A 23,284-nucleotide genomic window follows, 5' to 3' on the forward strand; every position below is an offset into this window, starting at 1 on the left:
GATCCGCCATCCTGAAGCGCATCCACGGCTGGTCGCGCCTGCCGCGCTCCTCGCGAACATCGCCGCGCCGCATCGCCCGTCCCCCGCATCCCAGCTCCTCATGTCCCTCGCCATCCCCGCCGATCCGGCCGCATCCGCATCGCCCGTCCCCCGGCGCGGGCTGCTGCGCGTGCTGGGCGTCACGTTCGGGCTGGCGGTGATCGTGGGGAACACCATCGGCGCGGGGATCTTGCGGACGCCGGGGCAGGTGGCGGCGCAGCTTCCCACGACGGGGCTGTACCTGGCGGTGTGGATCGCGGGCGGGCTGTACGCGCTGCTGGGCGCGGTGTCGCTGGCGGAGCTGGGAACCATGCTGCCGCGCTCCGGTGGGCTGTACGTGTTCGCGCGGCACGCCCTGGGGCGCTACGCCGGCTTTCTGGTGGGATGGAACGACTGGGCCGCCACCTGCGGCAGCGCCGCCGCCGTCGCCGTGGTGCTGGCGGAGTACGTCGGCGCGCTGGTGCCGGGGCTGGCGGGAAAGACGGTGCCCGTGGCGATGGCGGTGACGCTCGGGTTTGGCGCGCTGCAGTGGCGCGGGGTCAGGGTGGCCGGCGCGGCGCAGACGCTCACCAGCGCGGCCAAGGCGCTGGTGCTGCTGGCGCTGGTCGCCGCCTGCTTTCTGCTTCCATCCACCGCTCCCGCGCCGGTGGCCGCCGCCGCCGTCCCCGTGGGCGGCGCGCTGATCGCCGCGATCATCGTGGCGCTGCAGGGGGTAATCTACACGTACGACGGATGGACGGGCGTCGTCTACTTTTCCGGCGAGCTGGAAGACCCCGGCCGCGACGTGCCGCGCGCCATGATCGGCGGCGTGCTGGCGGTAACCGCCATCTACCTGCTGCTGAACCTGGCCTTTCTTTACGTGGTCCCCGTCGCCGCGCTGGCGGGGGAGCCGCTGGCCGCCGCCGCCGCCGCGCGCACCGTGCTGGGGCCCGCCGCCGACACGGTCATCCGCGTGATCCTGGTCGTCGGCCTGCTGAGCGCGGTGAACGCGCTGGTGCTGATGGGCTCGCGGGTGGCGTACGCCATGAGCGACGACGGGCTGTTTCCCCGCGCTGGCGCCCGCGTGAACACCGGCGGCACGCCGACGGTCGCGCTCGCCGCCAGCGTGGGGGTGGCGCTGGCGTTCATCGCCACGGGGACCATCGACGCCATCATCGCCGTCCTGGCCTTTTTCTTCGTGGCCAACTACATCCTGGCCTTCGCCTCCGTGTTCGTGCTGCGCCGCCGCGAGCCTGAGACTCCGCGGCCCTACCGTGCGTGGGGGTATCCGTGGACCACGGGGCTGGCCATCGCCGGGTCCATCGCCTTTCTGGCCGGCGCCGTGGCCAGCGACACCCGCAACAGCGTCTACGCCCTGGCGCTGCTGGCCGCCAGCTACCCCGCGTATCGAGTCGCATCGCGATGGATCGACCGGAACCCGACCTGACCCCCATCCACGTCCCCGCCGACCGTAACGCGGACGCCGAGTTCGTCGCGGATGTCCCGTCCACCCCGCACGCGGATCCCGCCGGGCGCGCGATGTCGGTGAAATCTACCGAAGTCATCCAGCCCGCCGGGGACGCCGAACCGGTTGCGGAGGTCCCGTCCGCCTCGCTCGCTGAGCCCGCTGGTTCCGTGGAATCTGCCGCGCCCGTCGAACCTTTTGCGCCCGTCGAGTCCGCGACGCCGCGCGAGGCACCCGTGCAGCGGCTGGATCCGCGCGTCATCAACCTGTGGCGGGTGAGCAGCGCGCTGTGGGCGCTGGCCTGGACGGGTGCGGTGGGGGGCGCGGCGGTGCTGCTGGAGTGGCCGCTGCTGCTGATGGTCCCCATGGCCGTGCTGGGGATTGCGTGGACCGTCTGGGTGCCGTCCGCCGCGTACCGCCACTACGCGTACCAGGTGGGCCAGGTGGACGTGCGGGTGATGCACGGCTGGTGGACGCGCAGCGTGGCCGTGGTGCTGCACTCGCGCATTCAGCACGTGGACACACGCCAGGGTCCGGTCGAGCGGATGATGGGGCTGGCGACGGTCGTCGTCTTTACCGCGGGGAGCGTGGGGGCGATGGTCGCGATCCCCGGCATCGCCGCGGGCGAGGCGGAGGCGCTGCGCGACCTGCTGGCGCGGCTGAGCGGGGCGGATGATGCCGTCTGACGCGGCCGCCGCCCGCTCGCTGGACGACGGGCGGCGCCTGCATCCCCTTACGCTGGTCTTTTCCGCCGTCGGCATTGCGCGGGGGATGGTGTGGCCCGCGCTGGCCGGCGGCTTCGGCTTTGGCGACGGGGAGCTGGCGCGCGCCATTCCCATCGTCGTGGCCGTCCTGGCGATCCCCGCGCTGATCGGCGCGGCGGCCAAGTACGCGCTCTACCGCTGGCGGGTACAGCCGGACGAGCTGCTGCTGCGCTCCGGCGTGCTCAATCGACAGAATCGCGTGATCCCGCTGGCCCGCGTGCAGAACGTGGAGGTGCGGCAGAGCCTGGCCCAGCGCGTGTTGGGCGTCGCGGAACTGCGCGTGGAGACGGCGGGGACGGGGCAGCAGGCGGAGGCGGTGCTTTCCGTGCTGGGCGTGGCGGAGGCGCAGTCCGTCCGCACGGAGCTCCTGGCCCGCCGCCGCGCGCAGGCCGTCGTCGGGGTGGATGCGGACGAGGCGGAAGCCGTCGACCGCGCCGCCGCGCCGCCGCTGGCGCGCCTCACCACCTGGGACCTGCTGCTGGCGGGCGCGACGGCCAACGAGGCGGGCGTAATCGCGGCGGCGGCGGCCGGCGCGCTGCAGTTTGCGGACGAGCTGCCGGGCGGCTTTTTCGCCAACGCGGTCGAGGACGCCATCGAGCGGGTGCAGGGCGCCGTGGCGCTGGTGGCGGTCGTGGCGATCGTGCTGCTGTTGCTGGTGGGGTGGATGATCTCCATCGCCGGCGCGGTGGTGCGCTTTCACGGCTTTACGCTTTCCGTGGACGGCGGCGAGATGCGCAAGCGCTACGGCCTGCTCACCGTGCACGAGGCCAGCGTGCCGCTGCAGCGCGTGCAGGCCATCCGCGTGGAGGAAACGTTCCTGCGCCGGTGGCTGGGCCTGGCGTCGCTGATGATCGAGACGGCGGGCGGCTCCCCCGGCGAGCGCGGTGGCGCCGAGGCGTTCGTCCCCATCGCGCGGACCAGGGACGTGGGCCGGCTGGTGCGCGGCATCTTTGGCGACGTGCAGGTGGACGGCGCCGACTACCAGCGCGTGCACCCCAAGGCCGAGCGGCGGATGCGGCGCCGCTACCTGCTGATCTTTCTGGTCTTTGTGTGGGCGCCGTTCTGGGCGATGCGCTGGTTCGACATTCAGCCTGGCGGGGCGCTGGCGCCGTACGTCGCCGTGCTGCTGCCGCTGCCGTGGCTGGTGGCGCGCTGGGAGTACAACAACCGCGGCTGGGCGCTGCCCCCCGGCTACGTGTTCGCGCGCAGCGGCGTGCTGAACCGCATCACCTGGATCGTCCCCGACCGCAAGCTGCAGACGCTGCACGTGCTCGACACTCCGTTCCAGCGGCGCCTGGGCCTCGCCACGCTGGTCGTCGACACCGCCGCCGGTGGAAAGCAGGCGGCCGTCATCGACCTTCCCCACTCCACCGCCCGCCGTCTGCTGGAGGAGCTGGCCGACCGCGCCCGCATCGCCGCGCAACGGCCCGTGGCGGTGGCGGTGGCGGAGGCTTCGCGGGAGGTGGGGACGGATGTCGACGAGGTGGTGACGGTGGATTCGCCGCGGCAGATGGATGCAGAGCCCAACGCGGAGTCGGATCCGGCAGTCGAGAACGAAACGGTCGTGGCGCGGCGCGAGAGCGAGTAAACTCGCCGCAACAAAAGCGGAAAGCCCCGCAAACGGCGCGGGGCTTCAACAGCGTGGAACCAGGAGGCCAGTCATCCTGAAGGAGCGCCGCACCAGGTCCCTCGTATCCACCGAACCTGGCGCGCGACTGAAGGACCTTGCCTCCGACAGCGCGAAGCCGCTCCCGCGCGATGATCTTTCGGCTGCGAGTCCGCGCATGCGGACTTTGCGCCTTTCAACAGCGGATTGTGCCGATTGTGGATCTAATCCGGTGATCTCCCGGTTGCGGACGCGCCGGTGCATGGAACGCCGCACACGGTCGGGCCGCCGAGTCCACGAAGGTGGACTTTGTGCAGTTGTAGCGGCGAATTGATTCGCTCCTGCAGGCGGAGGGCACGTTCCCGGTTCAGATTCTCAATCGGCATCATTCGCTCCCGATCCACAACCTGCATCTGCATGTGGATCATTCGCTCACGCGGCGTACGGCGCGTCACCGGTTCCGATCGCTACGCTCGATCGCGGGGGGCTGAATCATGGGCCGGACCTTCACCGGCGCGACGTAGCGCCGCCCACTCTCAATCGACCGGGTCCGAACGCGGCGGGACGGGCGGTGGCGGCGGCTCCGCGGCGGGCTTCACGAACGGATCGTCCTTCACCATCTCCTCGACGATCGTGTCGTTGATCGCCGCTTCCTCCGCCGCGGGGTGCTGCGCCCTGGCGTGGTCTGGCGGCATGGGAACGGTGGAGTTGGTGACCGGCTGCGGCGTGCCGATGTCGGGCGCATCAGCGGGGCCAAACGCCAGGTCGCGGATCAGCACCGTCAGCGGCACCGCCAGGATCGCCCCCGTGGCCCCCAGCACCCACGCCCAGAAGATCACGGAGAGAAAGCTCAGCAGCGCCGAGATCTTCATCTCCCGCCCCACGAACTTGGGGCCGATCACGTTGTCGATCACGTTGTTGATCACCTGGTACCCAACCAGGACGATCAGTGCTTCGGGCCACCCCTTTTCCACCAGCGCCAGCAGCGTGGGCGGGATGAGCGACAGGGTAAAGCCGATGTTGGGGACAAAGCTCAGCAGGAACGACAGCACGCCCCACAGCAGCGCGTAATCGACCCCCATCGCTTCGAGCAGGATGTAATCGAGCACCGCCGCGATCAGGCCGAGGACCGCGCGCACCCCCATGTAGCCGCGGATGGTTTCCGAGAACGCCAGGAACCGCGCCGCCAGCGGGCTGTGGTCGCGCGAGCGGGTGGATGCGCGGCGCTCCAGCTCCCACATCCCGCCCAGCATGAACGCGAAGATGAAGAACGTCAGCGCCAGGTTGCTCAGCCCGCTGGCGATGGAGCCGGAGGCGTTCAGCACAAAGCGCCCGATCTCCGGCCCCCGCAGCGCGCCTTCCAGGTAGGCCCCCGCGTCGATCCCTTCCTGGGCCAGCCGCGCCGACACCTGCCCCACCAGCCCGCTCAGCCGGTCGCCGTACTGCGGCATCTGCAGCGCCAGCTGCCGCAGCGACACGCCCACGAACGCCACCAGCAGCAGCCCGGCGAGCACGACCGCGAGCACCACCAGCCCCACCGCCACCCCGCCTGCCACCCCCCAGCGCCGCAGCTTGCGGGTGAGCGGCTGAAAGAGTAGCGCCAGGAACCCGGCCATCAGCATCGGGTTCAGGATCCCCGACGCCGCGCGCAGCCCCGACACCACGATCACCACGCACGCCATACCCAGCAGCCAGGGCAGGGGACCGCGCTTCGCGAGACTCATGGATGACGTTCCTGGTCGTGGGTGGGTGTTCACGCCTGATCCGGCGGGAGAGGGGCGAGATTCGGGTACCTGGTCCGCAGCCATGGCTCCGCATGCACGAACAGTCGATCGGCCACGGTGCGGATCTCCACTACGTGCTGCTCTTCCAGCTGGGTTTCCCAGTCGTAGATGGCGCCATGGCGCCTGCGGCGGATCACGTTCAGCTCGCGTGCGGCATCCGAAGCTTCGCCAAGCTCCAGGGCGGCGACCGCAGCGAAGGTGTCGTGGTGATGCGCCTCGCCTCGCGCGCGAAAGCCCGCCGCGCGGACCACGGCTGCGGCGGCCTGCAGCGCAGCTTGGTACGTTAGCGTGAATCGCGAGTTCGGATCGAGCCCATCGACGGTGGAGCTCGCCCGCGTCTGGACTGCCTTCCTCCACAGACCTTCCACCTCGCCCTCGGCGGCAGTGCTCTCCTCAATCTGCCGACTGTCGAGCATGATCTGGATACGGGGGGTCACGCCGCCTCCAGCAGATTGGTGAGATCCAGACTCCCCCGCACCCATTCCTGGGGTTCGGAGAGCACGCGATGGATGAACCCGTTGTTCGAGCGGATTCGCGCGGCGAGCTGCTCGGTGTCGTACCCAACAACATCGACCTCACGGCCAATCAGGAACTCGGCCTCACCAAGCCGGAGGCCGGCTTCCGCCTGCGCCTCGCGACTCCCGATCAAGAAAACGTCGACATCGCTGTTCGGTCCTGTGTCCCCGCGCGCGGTGGAGCCAAAGACGAATGCGCCTTGCAGGCCGCGCGCATCCACCAGCGCCTCGCGCAACACGTCCGTGGGTCGCGCGCTGGCGCGCAGCAGAACCATCCAGGCGTACCACGAACGGTGCGACTCGTCGGCGCGGTAGAGCGCGCGTCCTCGTTCGTCCTCACGCACCAGTGCACCGATCTGGGCCATCCGCTTCAGTTCGTGCTGCAGCGACGCACTGGATAGTCCGGTCAGCCGGCTCAGCTCGCGCACATGATAACGCGCGCCCGGATGAACCGCGAAGAAAATCACCAGCCGCGCCATCGCCATCGACGGAAACAGCGCGGCGAGTGAGGATTTCGTAGCTGGTTTGCGCAGTTCTGCCATCGCTATTCTCCCGCTGTGCCAAAAAATAGTACAGCGCGGTTGGATGAGCAACGATAACGTGTGAGATCCACACCGGCGCACAGTCCAGATGCGCGAGTGGAAAGATGGGTGGCACACATCCGCTCCGTAGACAATGAACGCACGTTGCGCTCGCAATGCGCCACATGGGAATCCAAGTGGTCACGCGAATTTACGCCTTGAAAGTGATCGATGAGAACGGTTGACGGCGGACGCTCCTGACGGTTATGCTTGGCGTGAAGATGACGCTCACAGAGGATGCCGTGGAGGAGCGATGCTGCAGAACGTGGAGGAAGCACGAAAGCTCGGCCCGACCGCCGATTCGCCGGAGAACCTGAACGAGATCCTGATCCGTGCCGGCGTGTCGATCCCGACGCTGCAGAACGTAGCTCCGTTCTGTCCCGTGCGCCTTCGGCCGCGCTGGCTGGCGTTTCTGATTCGTCTCTTCGCGCCGCGCTCGTAACGACGGCGCGTGTACTTCATCGATTCGAGCGCGCTGGTCAAAGCGTACGTTACTGAAGTCGGGACGCCGACCGTTGTGGGCGCACTCGATCGCCTGAGCGGTACCGTCTACGTATCAAGCGTCGTCGTTCTCGAAACGGCTGCCGCGCTCGCGCGGTGGCGGCGAACCTATCAGGTGCGGCAGAAACTATATGCAAAGGCTCGCGATACGTTTTTGGCGCACTGCCAGACCCGCTTTCATGTGGTTCATCCGCCTGCGGGCGTGGTAAGCACGGCACTGCGCATGATCGACAAGTACCACGAACGCGGTGCGGGTGGGCTCGATCTGCTGCACATCGCGACTGCCGAGCACATTCGATCGCTCCTGCCGGGCGGCAAGATCTCCTTCATGTGCAGCGACCAGAGTTTACGGAGCGTGGCCGAAGAGCGGGGATTCACCGTGTTCGATCCTGAGCGCGATTCGCTTACCGCGTTGTGAGCGCGAGCCCTGCGGATCTCAAGATGATGTAGAGACAACGAGTGAGCCCGGCGATCGGTTGCGATCGCCGGGCTCGGTGCATCTTTCGCCGGGTGTGTCAGCCGACCCGTTCTACCTCGCGCGGCGGCCGCGGGATCCATTCAGCCGCATCGGCGACGGGGTGGACGGAAGGCGTGGCCGCGTAGTGCAAGCCGGAGACGAAGCTCGCGATCGAGGCCGCGGACAGGGAATCCGCCGCCCGGTCCCAGGCCGCGCACGATCCCCAGCTCGCCGAAGCCGCCGCCGCCGACCACCGCCCGCCGGGACGCGTGGTGAACCGGGCGGCGGAGGCGGCCGGGTTGTCGGCCGTGCTCATCGCCGGGTTTCCCAGAGGCGGAGGGCGAAGTCCTGAATGGTCATGCTGTCGATGTCGCCCGTCACCGAAAGCGCGCTGCGGGCCCCCGCCGGCCAGCGACTGAGGCGGACGAGCGGACCGGTCGACGCCTCGACGATGGCGAGCACCTGCTTCTCGTTCGCCGCGGCGTCCACGTCTACCCACGCGCCAAACCGCGCCGGATCCTCACCGCGCTCCGCGGGAAAGCCTTCCTCCGCCAGAAACCCGAGCACCGCCGACGGCGTGCGCGCCGAGACGCCCACCACCGGCTTGCGGTTCACGGCCACCTCGAACTCCGCCGCGCGCGCCACGCCGTCGGCGCCGTACCAGGGCTCCGCGTCCACGCCGGGAAGGCCGCGCACCAGCAGCGTGGCCGCGGGATCGCCCTCCATCCGCACCCGGTAGCGCCCATCTTCCAGCGGCATCACCTCCAGCAGGGTGCGCGCGCGCCGGCGCCACCACTCCGCGATGCGCTCCAGCGTGGCGATCCACACCGCCGGCCGCCGCGCCCGGGCCTCGCCCAGCGTGGCGGCCAGGGCGGCGGCGCACTCGTCCATGCGCTCCGGGTGCAGCTGCACGGTGAACAGCTCGCCGCGCCGCCAGGTGGCGTCCAGCGTCGCCAGCCATACGGCCGTCTGCCGCGCCTGGTCCAGCCGCAGCCGGTCCACCATGATCTCGTCGTCCGGCAGCGCGACGGGAATGTGGATGACCCCCGCGCGCAGCGCGGGCCGCACCGCGACCGTGTCCGCGTCCATCGCGCCGCTGTACAGGTGGCGCAGCGTGCGGCGGAACGCTTCTTCCGCGCGCGCCCCCAGCGCCGGCGCGGTGTTGAACACCACCGGCTGGGTGCTGTGGTAAAGCATCCCCAGGTCGCGCACCACCTGGTCGGTGGCCTGGTTGCCGCGCAGAAAGGGACAGCGAAAGCCGCGGTACGGCACCCCCGCCGCGCGAAACACCTCCGCCGCGCGGGCAATGCTGGCGCGCTGCTCGTCCAGCGAGCGCAGGCTGTGGTCGTCGTGCACCAGGCCGTGGATGGCGAAGTCTACTCCGCGCTCGGCAAAGCGCTGCATCGCGCGGCGGTTGCGGTCCAGTATGCAGGCGGTGACGGCCCAGGACGGCCGCACGCCAAACTCCGCCGTAAGCTCGTCAAAGCGCCGCAGCCGCTCTTCCATGGGGCTGGCCGTTACGCCAAATCGGGCGACGATGGACCGCGCGCGCGCGGCCGCTCCGCCGGCTCCGCGATCATGCATGGAGAAGAAAAGGCCCATGGAGCGATGCTCCAGTATTCGAGGGTCGGTTGGGTGGGACGATGCAGCCGGTTGATCTGGCCGCCGCGCCGGGTGAGGATGGGCGCTTGGATGGCGATACCCGGCACCCGCAAGACGCAACGGGTGTTCCAGCGTCTGGCGAATCCGTAACTGACTGGGATCGTTCGGTTTGGATGGACTCCGGCGGTTCGTTGCGTCCGGATTGGCTGCATCGGTCCATTGCACGATGTAACATCGTGTGGTGAGCTCAGGTCACCTTCTTCCTCGCTGTTTTGGTGCTGTCTGGTGAGGAGAGAGAGAGCGGGGGAAGGCGGTGGCGGCGGACCCAGAACGAACTCCGCCGAACCACGCCGGGCTCAGCCCCGTAACCACCCTCCCCCTCCGGCAGTTTCGGGGAAGGTGGGCGGATTGGTGCTCGCCCGGAGAGGGCCTGCGCGGAGCTTGCCGAAGCGCTCCAGGTCGTGACCGGCGCGCCGTCATCCGCTACATTTCCGGCTCGCCGCCGGTGTGCGGCAGACGTCCATCAACCGCACTGGTGTGATGATCCGAATCCGGCATAGACTTGTGCTCCTGCTGGTGGCGGGGCTGGCGGCGTCCGCCTGCTCGCCCACGTACGTGCTGCGCGCGGCGTGGGAAGAGGGCAAGATCCTCAACCGCCGCAAGCCCATCGCGCGCATCGTCCAGGACACCGCGACCGATTGGGAAACGCGCGACAAGCTGCTGCTGGTGCTGCAGGCCCGGCAGTTTGCCGCGGACTCGCTGCGGCTGAGCGCGGGCGACAGCTACACGCTCTTTTCGCGCGTGGAGAGCGACACGCTGGTGATGGTGCTCTCCGCGGCGTACAAGGACCGTTTTCAGCCGTACACGTGGTGGTTCCCCATCGTGGGCCGTGTGCCGTACAAGGGGTTCTTCGAGCTGGATGATGCGCTGGCGGCGCAGCGCAAGCTCGAGGCGCAGGGCTACGACACCTACCTGCGCCCCTCCGCCGCGTTCAGCACGCTGGGCTGGTTCAACGACCCGCTGCTCAGCACCCTGCTGCGGTACGACCACGTGTCGCTGGCCAACACCGTCATCCACGAGATCTTCCACAACACCTTCTACGCCCCCGGACAGGCCGTCTTCAACGAAAGCCTGGCCAACTTTGTGGGCGGCCGCGGCGCCATCGAGTTCTTCTGCCGGCGCGACGGCCCGGCCTCGCGGACGTGCGAGACGGCCAGGGCAGCGTGGCAGGATGACCTGCTGTTCGGCGCGTTTCTGGAGCAGTTGGTGGTGGATCTCAAGGCGCTCTACGCCCGCGCCGAGCTTTCCGCGGACGACAAGGTGCGCGAGCGCGACCGCCTGCTGGCCGATGCCCAGAGGCGCTTTGCCCAAGAGGTGCGGCCGCGGCTGCGCGTGGACACCTTCGGCAGCTTTACGCGTGACCCGCTGAACAATGCCACGCTCATCTCGCGGCACATCTACTACGACCGACTGGGGCTGTTCGAAGAGGTGTATCGCTCCCGCGACGGCGACTTTATCCGGGCGATGGACGACATCGTGGCCGCCGCGCGCGGCAACAAGGCCGATCCGTACGCCGCCGTGCAGGCCCTGGTCACCCCCGCGGGAGGTGGATGATGATACCGCGCACGTGCGTCGTCCTCGCGTTTCTGCTTGCCGCCTGCGCGGACGGCGCGGACCCGGCCGATGCTCCGCGCCCGGCAGATTCAGCGACACCTGCCACACCCGTGCAGACGATGGATTCTGCCGCCGCCGCCATCGTGGCGAGCGCGCCGGACTCTGCTCCTGCGCGCGACACGATGCTTACTGAGTGGACCGCGCTGCAGATGCCCAGCGAGCCGTGGGTTCAGGAGGCGGCCAGCCCCGAGGCGCTGCTGCGGCAGGTGCGCGACGTCGCCGCCGCGCAGATGGAGGAGCCGGACGCCGGCGTGCTGCCCACCCGCATGCTCTCCCAGGATGCGGACAGCGCCGTGGGGCATCTGATGCACCGCGACCTAGCCGACGACTCCATCCAGGACGTGGAGTTCCGCCTGCACATGCGCCGCGACGGCTCCGTGTGGCGCGTCACTGCCGTGGATCGCCGCGAGCGCTGCCGCCGCAGGGTCGCCGACGGCGGCCGGTGCGCGTAACGCGTCGCGACGCCGAGGACGGGATCCGAGGACGGGGTCCGGGGACGGCGTCGAGTAGCAGGCCAGCCAACTTCAGACATCAGATTTCAGGAATTTTCGCGCGGCGTCGGAAAGCATGTGCGCACGGCTGTCTGGTTCGGAGCGCTCCATCTTTGCAGCATTTTTTAGGCTTGCGTAGGAGGTCCGTAGTGTACATCTTGGGGAGAGAATCAGGCGGAATCAGCCGCCTGACGGGGTAGCCGCACGCGGAATGCGGCGTCCCGTACAGCAGAGAGCCGCCGGCGCACCCGCGCCGGCGGCTCTCGCGCGCTCTGGACCCGTCCGCACACGTCGGAGGCACCCTGAGATGGGTAACATTCCAGGCCCCCAAAAGGAGCGGTTCTACGAAAAGAAGTACGTCGTGGAACTGATCGCCATTCTGCCGCCGCTCGTCACCGCCGCCGTCGGTGCACTGGTGAACCTGGGTGATCCGGCCAAACGCACGCTCGGGTGGTGGCTTGTGGGCGCGACGGCGTGGCTGGCGCTGGCGAGCGGCGTCAAAGTGCTTCATGCCGCTACGCAGGACCGTGATCGGAAGCGGATCAAGGAGTACGATGGACTTCGGGGTTCACTTTGGGTACTTTACGAGGCGGTCCGTGGTGCCACAGACCTGGGTATCCTGACGGAGGGAGCGTTGCGGATCACGATCCACCGGGTTGCGGATCCCAATCGGAAGGGTGTGGAACCCGGTCAGCTGGAGCAGTTGTTGCCCTACATTGGAGGTCTGGGTGGACCGCCGCGCCGTGTGTTCTCCATCCGAACCGGCGTCATTGGCCTTGCCGTGCGGGAGAAAGACGCGGTGGCCGTAAACCGCAAGAGTGATGGGCACGCCGGGTTCGTCCGTGAGTTGATCAAGGAGTGGGGGTATGTGGAGGACGAGGCGCGCGCAGTCAGCCCTGATCGGCAGGCGTGGATGGCAATTCCGATGCTGAATGCGAGGAACGTTCCCGTGGCCGTGGTGTCGCTTGACTCCAGCATCCCTGATTTTTTCTCGCCGGAGATCCAGAAGGTCATTCTCGGCTGTTGCCGCGGAGTGGGGGCCTACATCCAGGAGGCGTACTGACATGACGGATCAAGCGACCCATGGTAATGGCACGGAATCGTCGGGCGAGCCCCTGAGGCGCATCGTGCTCTCCCGTCCGGATTCGGCGTTTGAGACGGTGATCATTCCTCTGGAAGGCGAGCTCCGGAAGGCGCTGACCGTGACGCCGTCGCCGCCACGGCCTCGCAGGCCCGACTCGATGTTCAACGAGAACGGCTACCTCAAGGCGCCGAGGCTGCCGCGGCCCGCGAACCTGCGATGGTGGGAACGCTTGGCGTATGCGTGGCGGGGGTTGTAAATCCGCTCCACAGAATACAGTTTTAACTGCAGAGCCGTCGGCCGCGACACGCGCCCGGCGGCTCGCGTGTCACTGTCCGTGATCCGTCCCGTTTATCCGACAGATTGGCGTTCCCGATGAGCACGACCGACGCGACCCACGTCACCGCCAGCTACCACCCCGCCGAAGTGGAGCGGAAGTGGCAGCAGCGCTGGGAAGAGCAGGGCATCAACCGCTGGACCGCCGAGGAGCTGCGGTCCGCGGAAAAGCCCTTCTACAACCTGATGATGTTCCCGTACCCGTCGGCCGAGGGGCTGCACGTGGGGAACATCTACGCCTTTACCGGCGCCGACATCTACGGCCGCTTCAAGCGGCTGCAGGGGCACCAGGTCTTTCAGCCCATCGGCTTCGACGCGTTCGGCATCCACTCGGAGAACTTCGCGCTCAAGCAGGGCATCAACCCCATGGAGCTCATCCCCCGCAACGTGGAGCGCTTTACCAAGCAGCTGCGCCGCGGGGGGTTGATGTACGACTGGTCGCACACCGTCGACACCACGCATCCCGCGTACTACAAGTGGACGCAGTGGGTCTTTCTGCAGCTGTACAAGGCGGGCCTGGCGGAAAAGAAGGAGGCGCCCGTCAACTGGTGCCCCAGCTGCAACACCGTGCTGGCCAACGAGCAGGTGGTCGGCGGGCTGTGCGAGCGCTGCGACACGCCCGTGGAGATGCGCTTCCTTTCGCAGTGGTTCTTCAAGATCACCAACTACGCCGGACGGCTGCTGGAGAACCTGAAGACGCTGGACTGGTCCGACACCACGCGCAAGGCGCAGGAGAACTGGATCGGCCGCAGCGAGGGCGCCGAGCTGCAGTTCCCCATCGCCCGACCGAAGGTGGCGGACGACCGGCACGCGTCCGCCGAGATCCAGGCGGAAAAGCCGGTGATCCGCGTGTTCACCACGCGGCCCGACACCGTGTTCGGCGCCACGTATATGGTGCTGGCGCCCGAGCACCCGCTGGTGGCGCAGATCACCACGGACGAGCAGCGTGCGTCGGTCGACGAGTACCGCCGCCAGGCGTCGGCGCAGGATTTGGTGACGCGTAAAAAGACGGACAAGACCAAGACCGGCGTGTGGACGGGTGGGTACGCCGTCAATCCGGCCACCAGGCAGGAGATCCCCGTCTGGATCGCCGATTACGTGCTGATGGAGTACGGCACCGGCGCCATCATGGCGGTCCCCGGCCACGACGAGCGCGACTTCGAGTTCGCGCAGGCGTTCGGGCTGCCCATCGTCCGCGTGGTGGCGGGTGAGGGCGAGGATGCGGACGCGCCGCTGGCGGAGGCGTACACCGGCGCCGGGCGGCTGGTGAACAGCGGCGAGTTCGACGGGATGGAGGTCGCGGAGTCCAAGCGCGTGGTCACCGAGTGGCTGGCGGGGATGGGGCTGGGCGAGCAGCGCATCAACTACCGCCTGCACGACTGGACCATCAGCCGGCAGCGGTACTGGGGCCCGCCCATCCCCATCCTGTACTGCGACGCGTGCGGCATCGTCCCCGTGCCCGAGGACCAGCTGCCGGTGGAGCTGCCGTTCATCGCCGACTACAAGCCCGATGCATCCGGCATCTCGCCGCTGGCGCGGCACGAGGAGTGGTACCGCACCACCTGCCCCTCGTGCGGCGGGCAGGCGCGGCGCGAGACGGACGTGAGCGACACCTTCCTGGACAGCGCCTGGTACTTTCTGCGCTACCCGTCCACGGACCACGACGCGCTGCCGTTCGATCCGCAGATCACGAAGAAGTGGCTGCCCGTCGACAGCTACATCGGCGGCAACGAGCACGCGGTGATGCACCTGCTGTACGCGCGCTTCGTCACCATGGCGCTGCACGACATGGGGCACATCCACTTCGAGGAGCCATTCACCCGCTTTCGGGCGCACGGGCTGATCGTCAAGGAAGGCTCCAAGATGTCCAAGTCGCGCGGCAACGTGGTGGTGCCCGACGAGTACATCGCGGACTGGGGCGCGGACACCATCCGCACCTACCTGATGTTCCTGGGCCCGTACCAGGAGGGCGGCGACTTTCGCGACAGCGGCATCAGCGGTCCGTACAACTTCCTGTCGCGTGTGTGGGATTCCGTGCTGTCGTCGGTGGACCGACCCCTGGAGGCGGCGGTCGAGCAGAAGATGCACGCGACGATCAAGAAGGTGACGGAGGACCTGGAGGTTCTGAGCTACAACACCGCCATCGCGGCGATGATGGAGTACCTGAACGTGGTGCGCGCCGGCGGACGCACGCCGGAGCGGGCCGCGGTGGAGCCGCTGGTGCGGCTGGTGGCTCCGTTCGCGCCGCACCTGGCCGAGGAGCTGTGGGAGCGGCTGGGCCACGCCGAATCCATCTTTGTGGAGGCCCGCTGGCCCACGTTCGACGCCGAAAAGGCCGTGGCCGACACGGTGGAGTTCGTGGTGCAGGTGAACGGCAAGGTGCGCGCGCGGATGGAGATGGCCCGCGGCATCGCCGAGGCCGAGGCGCGCGACGCGGCGCTGGCGGACGAGCACGTGCAGCGTTGGATTGAGGGCAAGCAGGTGCGCAAGACGATCTTTGTCCCCGACCGCCTGCTCAACCTGGTCGTCGGCTGAGTGCGGCCGTACGACGGTGGATGACGACGAGCCCCGATCCGGATCCGTCCGGGTCGGGGCTCGTTTCGTTGCGGGCGGATTCATAGTGAGGGCGGATTATCGACAGGTAAATCTGCGGAGACCCGTCCCATCAGGCGTCCTGGCGCCCGTACCCCAGCACCCCGTCCCGCCCGCCGGCGGCTAAAGCCGCAGGCTGTAAATGCCATAAGCCCCGCCCTGGGCTCGCGGAGCTCGCCCGGCGGGGCTTCACCTGCTCGTGGCCGCCGGGTCCGAGCATGACGGCGGCTCCGGCGCATCCAACGCGCCCCATGGTGTCATTCTTAAGGAGTGCCGTGCAGAACCGTCTTCGTCCAGATCCCGGCGCGACTGAGGAATCTACCGTCTGATGCTCGTGGCTCTTCGCACCGTCGCCAACCCGCGGCTACAGTCCGCGGAGGCGGACTTTGCGATTTTCCAGCGGCGAATTCATTCGCTCCTGGCGGGGGTGCGCGCCGATCCCGTCGCAGATCGCTCGTCGCCATCATAAGCTGTGACGTGCATCATCGTCGGTGCATCCGGGGGGCTGGAGCGCGGCGTGCGGGACATGTATTTTGCAGGGAAGCGCGATGCACGCGGAGGGACGATGAACGCGACCACCGAGGCCCCGCCGGTACAGATGGTCCTGACCGCCTACCCGCCCGCTCCGGCGCGGGTAGGCCTGGTGTACCAGCCGGTCCCGGGGCGCGCGTTCAAGGCCATTCTTTCCATCGCCCTCTTCTGGGGCATCGCGCCTTTCAGCTTCATCATCCCCCCGCACTATCCGTTTCCCGTGCTGTGCCTGTGCGCGGGCGGCTACCTGGCGCACCTGTTCTGGACGGGGCGCTACCGCGTGCGCTGGTTCGTAGGCCAGTGCCCGCGCTGCGGGGGGCATTTGCGGATGTCACTGGGGGAGCGCATCAGCCTGCCGCACACGGTGCCCTGCCTGGCCTGCCACTTTGAGCCCACGCTGGAGGTGCAGGAGCCGGCCCAGGCCCCCGCGGCCGAACCGCCGCGCCACGTCCGCGCCGACTGCACGGGCGTGTGGGCGGAGGAGTGGATGTGGGATGAGCGATTCCTGGCCTGCGACACGTGCGGCGCCCGCCGCCCCGCCACCCCCGAGACGCGCCGCCTGGCCTTCGCCGAGAACGAGCGCGGCGCCCTGCTCCGCCAGCTGACGGAAGAAGGCCGCTTTCTGAACTGAGCGGTCAGCGATGGATGCGGACGCGGACGGAGCCGTACGGGTGCGGCTTCGTTTGCGTCTCGTACTCGCGGCCGCGCAGGACGAATCGATACTCCAGCTCCGTCCGGCGGTAGCGGATGCCGAACGCCGCCTCGCCCTGCGCCACCCACGTCCGCCGGTTCAGCCCGGAATCACGCGCCGCGAAGGTGTTTCCGTCGATGAACAGGTCGCGCAGCACCGCCTCCTGCCGCGCGCCCGCCTCCACCCAGCCGCTGACGCCCCGCGCCGCACCCGCGCCCGTCCACGCGTCCCCCGCGCCCCAGCCCAGGCGGGCCCGCACGCCGGCCTCCGCCCCCGTACGCACGTTCCCCGCGCGCACCGCCCAGGACGGCAGCACCTCCACCCGCGCCGCGCCCCCGCCGCCGATCGCGAGCACCCGGCTTTCGCGTCCGTAGGAGACGATGATGCCGGGCTCGAAGCCAAGCTGGTGCTTCCAGCCGAGCTGCGCCTGGTAGCCGGCGAGGCGGTGAAAGGCGTTCTGCACCGGCTCCGCCAGCGACGGCGGCCCGGTGACGCCGGCCTCCACCCGCAGCCGCGCCCGCGACCGCGCGGACGTCGTCATCCGCTCCCACGCGCCGTAGAGCCAGCCGGCGTACGGCCGCTCGCCGGGAATGGGCTCCGCGGCGTCGCGGCGGGGCGTGTAGATGCGCTGGCCCACCTCCCACCGCACGCCGCGGCTGGCGTCAATCTCCGAGCGCGCTGCATCCCACGATACGGAGAGGCCGTGCGTGTACTCGTAGTCCGGCGGCGGATCGTCCGCGCCGCGCAGCCCCAGCAGGTCGTTGTCGATCGCGATCTCCACCTGCGCGTGGCCGGCGCCGGGGAGAACGAGCGCCGCGAAGACGAGGGCGAGACGCACGAGGGCGCCACGCAGGGTGGATGGGGACGATGCGGAGCGCGTCATCCTCCGCGTCACCGGGTCCAGGCCATGGCCACGGCGCCGACCATCGCGCCCCAGAGAATGATCAGCGACATCGTCCCGCCGACGGCGACGAGCCAGCCCTCGCGACGCTCCCACGGCCCATCGCGCAGCAGCAGCCAGCCAATCCCAGCGCCGGCCAGCAGCCCGCCCAGGTGCGCCCAGTTGTCGATGAACTCGAACCCCAGCACCCCCAGCAGCGCCGTGGCGCCGATGGCGTAGTTCATCCGCCCGCCAAAGTCGTCCGGAAGCTGGCGGGGGCGCAGACGGGCCATCATCCACAGGAACCCGATCAGCCGCATCACCCCGCCCGACGCGCCCACCGAGGTGCGTGGGCTCAGCAGCACGCTCAGCGCACTCCCGCCGACTACGGGGCAGAGAAAGACGGCGGCGAGGTGAAATCGCGTGGTGTGTGCTTCCACCATCCGCCCCAGCACCAGCAGCGCGGCAACGTTCATCCACACGTGGTACAGGCCCCCGTGCAGCATGGGCCCGGTGAGCATCCGCCACGCCTCGCCGTCCCACACCGCCGGCTTGACCAGCGCCGCCCGCGGGATGGCCTCGTCCATCATGGTGAAGAGGTAGACGATGCACAGCGGCACGGCCAGCGCCCATGTAAAGTACCCGGGCTGGTCCCTGGCCCACTCCCAGTGCCGCCGCGCCTGCCGGGCGTGGATGAACACGTCCGCCCGCACCCGCGCCGCCGCGCGAACGCCGTGCAGGGCCAACCCCAGGTACGCCAGGCTGAACGCGGCCATCAGCCCCGGCAGACTGCGCACGCCCGTGTTCCAGCGCGCCATCGCCCACTCCAGCACGCCCACGCCGGCCGCCGCGAACAGGCCGGTCCACAGGGCGCTGCGCCGTGCGACGCGAACCGACTCGCGGCGGTACTCGTCCAGCAGCCCGGGAACGTTCTCCGGGCGCGACAAACCCACGGTGCCGGGGACGTACACGCCTTCCGTCGCCGGGTACTTCGCCAGGCGCGACACCAGCTCGGCGCGTTCGCACGTCTCCACGCGCCCCTCCGCCAGGTAGCCGTGCCGGGTGGAGGCGAAGGTGCAATGCGGGTGCAGCGGCTCGTCGGCGCGCCACGGCTGCGCGTCCGTGGACGCGCGCAGCGGGACGTACGGCGGCGAGGGATCCTGCATGGGGTGAGGGGAGGGGATGGACGATACACGCGTGGCGCCCGGCACGGAGGATAGCCCTGGGCGCGGCGCGGCGGCAACGGCGCAGCCCTGTAACGGGATTGGAAATTTGTGTCAAGGGCTTGAAAGAATGGAAGATCCGGATATCTTAGTGCGCTCGCCACGGTGGATGCGCGTGGCGGGGGCGGTTCCGGGGGGCGCGAAGCAAGCTGCGCGCAGGGGTTGACGGATGGAACCGACCCGATTACATTCAGCGTCCTTGTCGCGGGGTGGAGCAGCCTGGTAGCTCGTCGGGCTCATAACCCGAAGGTCGCGGGTTCGAATCCCGCCCCCGCTATGCTCGTCCCCCCGCCGCCTGAGCCGGGCGGCTTTTTGTTGGGGGAGCCGGAGTTGGGGCCAGGTAGCTCAGTTGGTAGAGCACACGACTGAAAATCGTGGTGTCGGGGGTTCGATTCCCTCCCTGGCCACCTTGTGAAGTGTAGGTCAGTAGCTCAATTGGTAGAGCACCGGTCTCCAAAACCGGCGGTTGGGGGTTCGATTCCCTCCTGGCCTGCTCCGAATGACGCGGCTCGCGTCGGGCGGAACTTTGAAAGACGGGATCGCCGGAAAGATTGAGGCGGTGCTCGCGTAGCTCAGCCGGCAGAGCACTTCCTTGGTAAGGAAGAGGTCATGGGTTCGAGTCCCATCGCGAGCTTGATGAGGAAGCTCCCATCGTCTATCGGTTAGGACGCTACCCTTTCAAGGTGGAGAGCGGGGTTCGATTCCCCGTGGGAGCGTTCGGTGCAGGGCTGGACAGTGTGACGCGGGCATAGCTCAGTTGGTAGAGCGCAACCTTGCCAAGGTTGAGGTCGCCGGTTCGAGCCCGGTTGCCCGCTCTGTGTGCCGCAGGCGCGACTGCGGGGTACAAGTGAAGTGCGCACCAAGGGGCCGTAGCTCAGTCGGTTAGAGTGCCGGACTGTCACTCCGGAGGTCGCGGGTTCGAGTCCCGTCGGCCCCGCTTGCGAAGATGATTCGCGGCAGGTTTTGAAAATTCGGGTGGTGATGGCCGCGGAAACGCGGCGTCTGGGGCCGTAGCTCAGTTGGGAGAGCGCTTGAATGGCATTCAAGAGGTCAGGGGTTCGATTCCCCTCGGCTCCACTGTTGGTGGGGTACCAGAGCGGCCAAATGGAGCAGACTGTAAATCTGCCGGCGTAATGCCTACGTAGGTTCGAATCCTACCCCCACCACTCGCGACATGGGCGGTTAGCTCAGTTGGTTAGAGCGCCACGTTGACATCGTGGAGGTCACAAGTTCGAGTCTTGTACCGCTCACTGCGTAAGGTCCTGGGGACGTAGCTCAGTTGGGAGAGCGCTGCAATCGCACTGCAGAGGTCAGGGGTTCGATTCCCCTCGTCTCCACTTTCACAAGCCGTGACGCCACCGTAGCTCAGGGGTAGAGCACTCGATTCGTAATCGAGCGGTCGTCGGTTCAAATCCGACCGGTGGCTCTGGTCAAACGGCGGCGGTCGCGTTAGATTTGCCGGTCCGGAGCGCGGGAGTAGCTCAGTTGGCAGAGCATCAGCTTCCCAAGCTGAGGGTCGCGGGTTCGAACCCCGTCTCCCGCTCTAGAGTTTTTGAAAATTCGGGTTGGTGCCCTCTGGTGTAATTGGCAACACGCCTGACTCTGACTCAGGAAAGTCCAGGTTCGATCCCTGGGGGGGCAATGGAAGGGGCGTACGCGGTGGGCTGCCGCGTGCGATCCGGTTTGGAGAGGTGGGTGAGTGGCTAAAACCAACGGTTTGCTAAACCGTCCTGCCCAAAAGGCAGACGCGGGTTCGAATCCCGCCCTCTCCGCTCCGTCTTGGACCGGTGTCCGAGCGGCTTAAGGAGCACGATTGGAAATCGTGTGGGGTCAAAAGCCCTCGTGGGTTCGAATCCCACCCGGTCCGCTCCATGTTGGGTAGTACCTCGGGACGTGGCTCAGCCCGGTAGAGCACTCGCTTCGGGAGCGAGGGGTCGCCGGTTCAAATCCGGCCGTCCCGACCTGTGTGTCGGAAAGATCGTTGGAGGCGTAGTCTAACTGGTAAGGCACCGCACTCGAAATGCGGCGGGCGCAAGCCTTTGGGGGTTCGAGTCCCTCCGCCTCCGTTGTGCGATGTATCATGATGAAAAAGCCCCGGCTTCTCTTCGCGAGAAGCCGGGGCTTTTTCGTGTCCGCAGGTTCCCCTCACGCTCCCCTGCTGTCCGGTGCCGGCGCTTGCGCCGCGAACACATCCGGCTGACCTTGCGGATGCGGCGCATCTGGCGAGCCTGTTCGACGGTCCGGCAGCCGCCCGCATCCTCATTCGTCCGGCACTCCCCATCCTGCAATGACCACTACCCACTACCGCACCTGCACGCTCTGCGAAGCCATGTGCGGCCTGGTCCTGGAGACGGACGGCGGGCGGGTGGTTTCCACGCGTGGGGACGCGGACGACCCGTTCAGCCGCGGGCACATCTGCCCCAAGGGCGTGGCGCTGGGCGACGTGCACGCGGATCCCGACCGCCTGCGCCAGCCGATGCGGCGCACGGCGGAGGGCTGGCAGCCGGTCGGGTGGGACGAGGCGCTGGACGAGGTGGCGGAGTGGCTGCGGGCGGTGCAGCGCGCGCACGGCCGCGACGCCGTGGCGGTGTACCAGGGCAATCCCACGGTGCACAACTACGGCAGCCTGCTGTACGCCCCCGGCTTCATCCGCGCGCTGGGGACGCGGAACCGGTTCTCGGCCACGTCGGTGGACCAGCTGCCGCACCACCTGGCGGCGTACTCCATGTTCGGCCACCAGCTGCTCATTCCCATTCCCGACCTGGACCGCACCGACTTCTTCCTGGTGCTGGGCGCCAACCCGGCGGTCAGCAACGGCAGCCTGATGTCGGCGCCGGACGCGGCGGGACGCATCAAGGCCATCCGCCGGCGCGGCGGCACCGTGGTCGTCATCGATCCGCGGCGGACGGAGACGGCGGCGCTGGCGGACCGGCATCACTTCATTCGCCCCGGCACCGACGCGCTGCTCCTGCTGGCGTTGCTGCACGTGATCTTCGCGGAGGGGCTGGAGAAGCCGGGGCGGCTGGCGGCGTTTACGGAGGAACTGGATGCGGCGCGTGCCGTTGCCGCGGACTTCCCGCCGGAGCGCGCGGCGGGGGTGACGGGGATCGCGGCGGAGGAGATCCGGACCCTGGCGCGCGCCTTTGCGGCGGCGCCCAGCGCGGTGTGCTACGGGCGCTGCGGGGTGAGCACGCAGGAGTTCGGCGGGCTGGCGCACTGGCTGATCAACCTGCTGAACCTGGTCACCGACAACCTGGACCGGCCGGGCGGCGCGATGTTCACGCTCCCCGCGGTGGACGTGCTGAAGCGGACGGGGCGCGGCAGCCACGGGCGGTTCCGCAGCCGGGTGCGCGGGCTGCCGGAGTTTGGCGGAGAGCTGCCGGTGGCCACATTGGCGGAGGAGATCCTGACGCCCGGCAAGGGTCAGGTGCGCGCGCTGGTGACGTCGGCCGGCAACCCGGTGCTTTCCACGCCCAACGGCGCGCAGCTGGATCGCGCGCTGGCCGGGCTGGAGTTCATGGTTTCGGTGGATTTCTACCTGAACGAGACCACCCGCCACGCGCACCTCATCCTGCCGCCCACCGGGCCGCTGGAGCACGATCACTACGACCTGGTGTTCTACCTGCTCTCGGTGCGCAACGTCGCCCGTTTTTCGCCTGCGGTGTTCACCGCCGCGCCGGGCGCGCTGCAGGACTGGGAGATCTTTCTGGGCTTGCAGCAGCGGCTGGAGCGCGGGGCAAAGGCCCGGCTGAAGCACGCGGCGCTCAGCCGGCTGCGGCCGCACGGGATGCTGGACCTGGGGCTGCGCACCGGCCCGTACGGCTCAGGATTCAAGCCGTTTGGGCGCGGGCTTTCGCTGCGCCGGCTGCGGAAGCATCCGCACGGCATCGACCTGGGCCCGCTGAAGCCGATGCTCCCCGCGCGCCTTTTTACCAAGGACGGAAAGATCCACGCGGCCCCCGCGCCCCTGCTGGCCGACGTCGCCCGCCTGCGCGCGCGGCTGCTGGATGCGGAGACGCAGGCGCGGACGGCGGCGGAGGGCGCGTTTGACCTGCTGTTGATCGGGAGGCGGCAGCTGCGCAGCAACAACTCGTGGATGCACAACTATCCGCGGCTGATGAAGGGCCGCGACCGCTGCACCCTGCTGCTGCACCCCGCCGACGCGGCGGCGCGAGGGGTCGCGGAAGGCGCGTCCGTGCGCCTCAGCTCATCCGTCGGAAGCGTGGTGGTTCCCGCGGCGCTGAGTGATGAGGTAATGCCTGGCGTAGTGAGCCTACCCCACGGATTCGGCCACGGCCGCGCGGGCATCGGCACGACCGTCGCCGCCGCCCACCCCGGCGCCAGCGCCAACGACGTGACCGACGACCGGTTTCTAGACGCCCTCACCGGCAACGCGGCGTTGAACGGGGTGCGGGTGCGGGTGGAACTGGTCGCGAAGGTGGATGCGGCGCCGCTGGCCCACGAGGGTTGGTCGGCGCATGTTTGAGCGAGC

At 68.7% G+C, this 23,284-nt stretch carries 19 protein-coding genes and 18 tRNA genes; 30 read left to right on the forward strand and 7 right to left on the reverse strand.

Annotated elements, in window-relative coordinates:
- Nucleotides 1-100: 100 nt before the first annotated feature.
- Genes ACOJUJ_RS18190 through ACOJUJ_RS18200 form a run of 3 tightly spaced genes read left to right on the forward strand, consistent with a single transcriptional unit; the run spans nucleotide 101 to nucleotide 3,835 of the window.
- Nucleotides 101-1,465, forward strand: coding sequence for an APC family permease (locus tag ACOJUJ_RS18190; protein ID WP_420128331.1), 1,365 nt, complete (start codon nucleotides 101-103; stop codon nucleotides 1,463-1,465).
- Nucleotides 1,441-2,169, forward strand: a complete 729-nt coding sequence (locus ACOJUJ_RS18195; RefSeq protein ID WP_420128332.1) for a PH domain-containing protein — start codon at nucleotides 1,441-1,443, stop codon at nucleotides 2,167-2,169. Before ACOJUJ_RS18190 ends, ACOJUJ_RS18195 begins: the two co-directional genes overlap by 25 nt.
- On the forward strand, nucleotides 2,156-3,835 hold the full coding sequence (locus ACOJUJ_RS18200) for a PH domain-containing protein (RefSeq protein ID WP_420128333.1): 1,680 nt from the start codon (nucleotides 2,156-2,158) through the stop codon (nucleotides 3,833-3,835). Before ACOJUJ_RS18195 ends, ACOJUJ_RS18200 begins: the two co-directional genes overlap by 14 nt.
- Nucleotides 3,836-4,389: 554 nt before the next feature.
- Here the strand turns inward: ACOJUJ_RS18200 and ACOJUJ_RS18205 are convergent.
- From ACOJUJ_RS18205 to ACOJUJ_RS18215, 3 genes are read right to left on the reverse strand one after another with little or no spacing between them, the layout of a single operon-like run.
- A complete protein-coding gene (locus tag ACOJUJ_RS18205) occupies nucleotides 4,390-5,577 on the reverse strand; it encodes an AI-2E family transporter (protein WP_420128334.1) in 1,188 nt (395 codons plus the stop codon).
- A gap of 29 nt (nucleotides 5,578-5,606) precedes the next feature.
- A complete protein-coding gene (locus ACOJUJ_RS18210; protein ID WP_420128335.1) occupies nucleotides 5,607-6,074 on the reverse strand; it encodes a hypothetical protein in 468 nt (155 codons plus the stop codon).
- Nucleotides 6,071-6,694: a nucleotidyltransferase domain-containing protein gene (locus ACOJUJ_RS18215; protein WP_420128336.1), complete on the reverse strand. Its 624-nt coding sequence runs from the start codon at nucleotides 6,692-6,694 to the stop codon at nucleotides 6,071-6,073. The genes ACOJUJ_RS18210 and ACOJUJ_RS18215 overlap by 4 nt, the downstream gene beginning before the upstream one ends.
- A 292-nt stretch (nucleotides 6,695-6,986) precedes the next feature.
- Between ACOJUJ_RS18215 and ACOJUJ_RS18220 the strand changes: the two genes are divergently transcribed.
- A complete protein-coding gene (locus ACOJUJ_RS18220) occupies nucleotides 6,987-7,175 on the forward strand; it encodes a hypothetical protein (protein WP_420128337.1) in 189 nt (62 codons plus the stop codon).
- A gap of 9 nt (nucleotides 7,176-7,184) precedes the next feature.
- The gene (locus tag ACOJUJ_RS18225; RefSeq protein ID WP_420128338.1) at nucleotides 7,185-7,652 is read left to right on the forward strand and encodes a type II toxin-antitoxin system VapC family toxin; all 468 of its coding nucleotides are present in this window, start codon (nucleotides 7,185-7,187) and stop codon (nucleotides 7,650-7,652) included.
- Nucleotides 7,653-7,749: 97 nt separating this feature from the next.
- Here the strand turns inward: ACOJUJ_RS18225 and ACOJUJ_RS18230 are convergent, their stop codons facing one another.
- Nucleotides 7,750-8,007, reverse strand: a complete 258-nt coding sequence (locus ACOJUJ_RS18230) for a hypothetical protein (RefSeq protein ID WP_420128339.1) — start codon at nucleotides 8,005-8,007, stop codon at nucleotides 7,750-7,752.
- Nucleotides 8,004-9,275, reverse strand: a complete 1,272-nt coding sequence (locus tag ACOJUJ_RS18235) for a polysaccharide deacetylase family protein (protein ID WP_420128340.1) — start codon at nucleotides 9,273-9,275, stop codon at nucleotides 8,004-8,006. The genes ACOJUJ_RS18230 and ACOJUJ_RS18235 overlap by 4 nt, the downstream gene beginning before the upstream one ends.
- Before the next feature lie 558 nt (nucleotides 9,276-9,833).
- Between ACOJUJ_RS18235 and ACOJUJ_RS18240 the strand changes: the two genes are divergently transcribed.
- The 6 genes from ACOJUJ_RS18240 (at nucleotide 9,834) to ACOJUJ_RS18265 (ending at nucleotide 16,629) form a co-directional block, all read left to right on the forward strand.
- Entirely contained in the window at nucleotides 9,834-10,907 is a 1,074-nt protein-coding gene (locus ACOJUJ_RS18240) for an aminopeptidase (RefSeq protein WP_420128341.1), read from the forward strand.
- A 119-nt stretch (nucleotides 10,908-11,026) separates the two neighbouring features.
- Nucleotides 11,027-11,419 carry a hypothetical protein gene (locus ACOJUJ_RS18245; protein WP_420128342.1) on the forward strand — a complete coding sequence of 131 codons (393 nt, stop codon included), beginning with the start codon at nucleotides 11,027-11,029 and terminating at the stop codon, nucleotides 11,417-11,419.
- A gap of 346 nt (nucleotides 11,420-11,765) precedes the next feature.
- Nucleotides 11,766-12,521, forward strand: a complete 756-nt coding sequence (locus tag ACOJUJ_RS18250) for a hypothetical protein (RefSeq protein ID WP_420128343.1) — start codon at nucleotides 11,766-11,768, stop codon at nucleotides 12,519-12,521.
- Between the two features lies 1 nt (nucleotide 12,522).
- Entirely contained in the window at nucleotides 12,523-12,798 is a 276-nt protein-coding gene (locus tag ACOJUJ_RS18255) for a hypothetical protein (protein ID WP_420128344.1), read from the forward strand.
- 116 nt (nucleotides 12,799-12,914) lie between these two features.
- Nucleotides 12,915-15,410 carry a leucine--tRNA ligase gene (gene leuS, locus ACOJUJ_RS18260; RefSeq protein WP_420128345.1) on the forward strand — a complete coding sequence of 832 codons (2,496 nt, stop codon included), beginning with the start codon at nucleotides 12,915-12,917 and terminating at the stop codon, nucleotides 15,408-15,410.
- Nucleotides 15,411-16,032: 622 nt separating this feature from the next.
- Nucleotides 16,033-16,629, forward strand: coding sequence for a hypothetical protein (locus tag ACOJUJ_RS18265; RefSeq protein ID WP_420128346.1), 597 nt, complete (start codon nucleotides 16,033-16,035; stop codon nucleotides 16,627-16,629).
- 4 nt (nucleotides 16,630-16,633) lie between these two features.
- Here the strand turns inward: ACOJUJ_RS18265 and ACOJUJ_RS18270 are convergent, their stop codons facing one another.
- Together ACOJUJ_RS18270 and ACOJUJ_RS18275 are read right to left on the reverse strand one after the other, a co-directional pair.
- Nucleotides 16,634-17,572, reverse strand: coding sequence for a lipid A deacylase LpxR family protein (locus ACOJUJ_RS18270; RefSeq protein ID WP_420128347.1), 939 nt, complete (start codon nucleotides 17,570-17,572; stop codon nucleotides 16,634-16,636).
- Nucleotides 17,573-17,580: 8 nt separating this feature from the next.
- Nucleotides 17,581-18,735 (reverse strand): rhomboid family intramembrane serine protease, encoded by a 1,155-nt coding sequence (locus ACOJUJ_RS18275; RefSeq protein ID WP_420128348.1) that lies wholly within the window; start codon nucleotides 18,733-18,735, stop codon nucleotides 17,581-17,583.
- 260 nt (nucleotides 18,736-18,995) lie between these two features.
- Between ACOJUJ_RS18275 and ACOJUJ_RS18280 the strand changes: the two genes are divergently transcribed.
- From ACOJUJ_RS18280 to ACOJUJ_RS18370, 19 genes are all read left to right on the forward strand, one after another.
- Nucleotides 18,996-19,069, forward strand: a tRNA-Met gene (locus ACOJUJ_RS18280).
- Nucleotides 19,070-19,126: 57 nt separating this feature from the next.
- Nucleotides 19,127-19,199, forward strand: a tRNA-Phe gene (locus tag ACOJUJ_RS18285).
- Between the two features lie 13 nt (nucleotides 19,200-19,212).
- Nucleotides 19,213-19,285, forward strand: a tRNA-Trp gene (locus ACOJUJ_RS18290).
- Between the two features lie 68 nt (nucleotides 19,286-19,353).
- Nucleotides 19,354-19,426, forward strand: a tRNA-Thr gene (locus ACOJUJ_RS18295).
- Nucleotides 19,427-19,436: 10 nt separating this feature from the next.
- A tRNA-Glu gene (locus tag ACOJUJ_RS18300) sits at nucleotides 19,437-19,508 on the forward strand.
- Between the two features lie 26 nt (nucleotides 19,509-19,534).
- A tRNA-Gly gene (locus ACOJUJ_RS18305) sits at nucleotides 19,535-19,607 on the forward strand.
- Between the two features lie 48 nt (nucleotides 19,608-19,655).
- Nucleotides 19,656-19,729, forward strand: a tRNA-Asp gene (locus tag ACOJUJ_RS18310).
- A 67-nt stretch (nucleotides 19,730-19,796) separates the two neighbouring features.
- Nucleotides 19,797-19,869, forward strand: a tRNA-Ala gene (locus ACOJUJ_RS18315).
- A gap of 5 nt (nucleotides 19,870-19,874) precedes the next feature.
- Nucleotides 19,875-19,958 (forward strand) — tRNA-Tyr (locus tag ACOJUJ_RS18320).
- Between the two features lie 10 nt (nucleotides 19,959-19,968).
- Nucleotides 19,969-20,042, forward strand: a tRNA-Val gene (locus tag ACOJUJ_RS18325).
- Nucleotides 20,043-20,056: 14 nt separating this feature from the next.
- A tRNA-Ala gene (locus ACOJUJ_RS18330) sits at nucleotides 20,057-20,129 on the forward strand.
- A gap of 17 nt (nucleotides 20,130-20,146) precedes the next feature.
- A tRNA-Thr gene (locus ACOJUJ_RS18335) sits at nucleotides 20,147-20,218 on the forward strand.
- A gap of 44 nt (nucleotides 20,219-20,262) precedes the next feature.
- Nucleotides 20,263-20,335: transfer RNA gene (locus ACOJUJ_RS18340), tRNA-Gly, on the forward strand.
- 26 nt (nucleotides 20,336-20,361) lie between these two features.
- Nucleotides 20,362-20,434, forward strand: a tRNA-Gln gene (locus ACOJUJ_RS18345).
- 43 nt (nucleotides 20,435-20,477) lie between these two features.
- Nucleotides 20,478-20,564, forward strand: a tRNA-Ser gene (locus ACOJUJ_RS18350).
- 9 nt (nucleotides 20,565-20,573) lie between these two features.
- Nucleotides 20,574-20,659, forward strand: a tRNA-Ser gene (locus ACOJUJ_RS18355).
- 20 nt (nucleotides 20,660-20,679) lie between these two features.
- Nucleotides 20,680-20,753, forward strand: a tRNA-Pro gene (locus ACOJUJ_RS18360).
- A 22-nt stretch (nucleotides 20,754-20,775) separates the two neighbouring features.
- Nucleotides 20,776-20,858 (forward strand) — tRNA-Ser (locus ACOJUJ_RS18365).
- A gap of 221 nt (nucleotides 20,859-21,079) precedes the next feature.
- Complete coding sequence (locus ACOJUJ_RS18370; RefSeq protein WP_420128349.1) at nucleotides 21,080-23,278, forward strand: molybdopterin-dependent oxidoreductase; 2,199 nt, start codon at nucleotides 21,080-21,082, stop codon at nucleotides 23,276-23,278.
- Nucleotides 23,279-23,284: the final 6 nt, after the last annotated feature.

This window comes from Longimicrobium sp., assembly GCF_048594345.1.
Taxonomy (GTDB): domain Bacteria; phylum Gemmatimonadota; class Gemmatimonadetes; order Longimicrobiales; family Longimicrobiaceae; genus Longimicrobium.

What these genes read in the sequence shown, in the direction of transcription:
- ACOJUJ_RS18255 (WP_420128344.1), top strand. Translation starts at nt 12,523, where the DNA reads ATGACGGATCAAGCGACCCATGGTAATGGCACGGAATCGTCGGGCGAG.
- ACOJUJ_RS18370 (WP_420128349.1), top strand. Translation starts at nt 21,080, where the DNA reads ATGACCACTACCCACTACCGCACCTGCACGCTCTGCGAAGCCATGTGC.
- ACOJUJ_RS18230 (WP_420128339.1), bottom strand. Translation starts at nt 8,007, where the DNA reads ATGAGCACGGCCGACAACCCGGCCGCCTCCGCCGCCCGGTTCACCACG.
- ACOJUJ_RS18270 (WP_420128347.1), bottom strand. Translation starts at nt 17,572, where the DNA reads ATGACGCGCTCCGCATCGTCCCCATCCACCCTGCGTGGCGCCCTCGTG.
- ACOJUJ_RS18275 (WP_420128348.1), bottom strand. Translation starts at nt 18,735, where the DNA reads ATGCAGGATCCCTCGCCGCCGTACGTCCCGCTGCGCGCGTCCACGGAC.
- ACOJUJ_RS18200 (WP_420128333.1), top strand. Translation starts at nt 2,156, where the DNA reads ATGATGCCGTCTGACGCGGCCGCCGCCCGCTCGCTGGACGACGGGCGG.
- ACOJUJ_RS18195 (WP_420128332.1), top strand. Translation starts at nt 1,441, where the DNA reads ATGGATCGACCGGAACCCGACCTGACCCCCATCCACGTCCCCGCCGAC.
- ACOJUJ_RS18235 (WP_420128340.1), bottom strand. Translation starts at nt 9,275, where the DNA reads ATGCATGATCGCGGAGCCGGCGGAGCGGCCGCGCGCGCGCGGTCCATC.
- ACOJUJ_RS18240 (WP_420128341.1), top strand. Translation starts at nt 9,834, where the DNA reads ATGATCCGAATCCGGCATAGACTTGTGCTCCTGCTGGTGGCGGGGCTG.
- ACOJUJ_RS18245 (WP_420128342.1), top strand. Translation starts at nt 11,027, where the DNA reads ATGGATTCTGCCGCCGCCGCCATCGTGGCGAGCGCGCCGGACTCTGCT.
- ACOJUJ_RS18205 (WP_420128334.1), bottom strand. Translation starts at nt 5,577, where the DNA reads ATGAGTCTCGCGAAGCGCGGTCCCCTGCCCTGGCTGCTGGGTATGGCG.
- ACOJUJ_RS18190 (WP_420128331.1), top strand. Translation starts at nt 101, where the DNA reads ATGTCCCTCGCCATCCCCGCCGATCCGGCCGCATCCGCATCGCCCGTC.
- leuS (WP_420128345.1), top strand. Translation starts at nt 12,915, where the DNA reads ATGAGCACGACCGACGCGACCCACGTCACCGCCAGCTACCACCCCGCC.
- ACOJUJ_RS18265 (WP_420128346.1), top strand. Translation starts at nt 16,033, where the DNA reads ATGAACGCGACCACCGAGGCCCCGCCGGTACAGATGGTCCTGACCGCC.
- ACOJUJ_RS18215 (WP_420128336.1), bottom strand. Translation starts at nt 6,694, where the DNA reads ATGGCAGAACTGCGCAAACCAGCTACGAAATCCTCACTCGCCGCGCTG.
- ACOJUJ_RS18250 (WP_420128343.1), top strand. Translation starts at nt 11,766, where the DNA reads ATGGGTAACATTCCAGGCCCCCAAAAGGAGCGGTTCTACGAAAAGAAG.
- ACOJUJ_RS18220 (WP_420128337.1), top strand. Translation starts at nt 6,987, where the DNA reads ATGCTGCAGAACGTGGAGGAAGCACGAAAGCTCGGCCCGACCGCCGAT.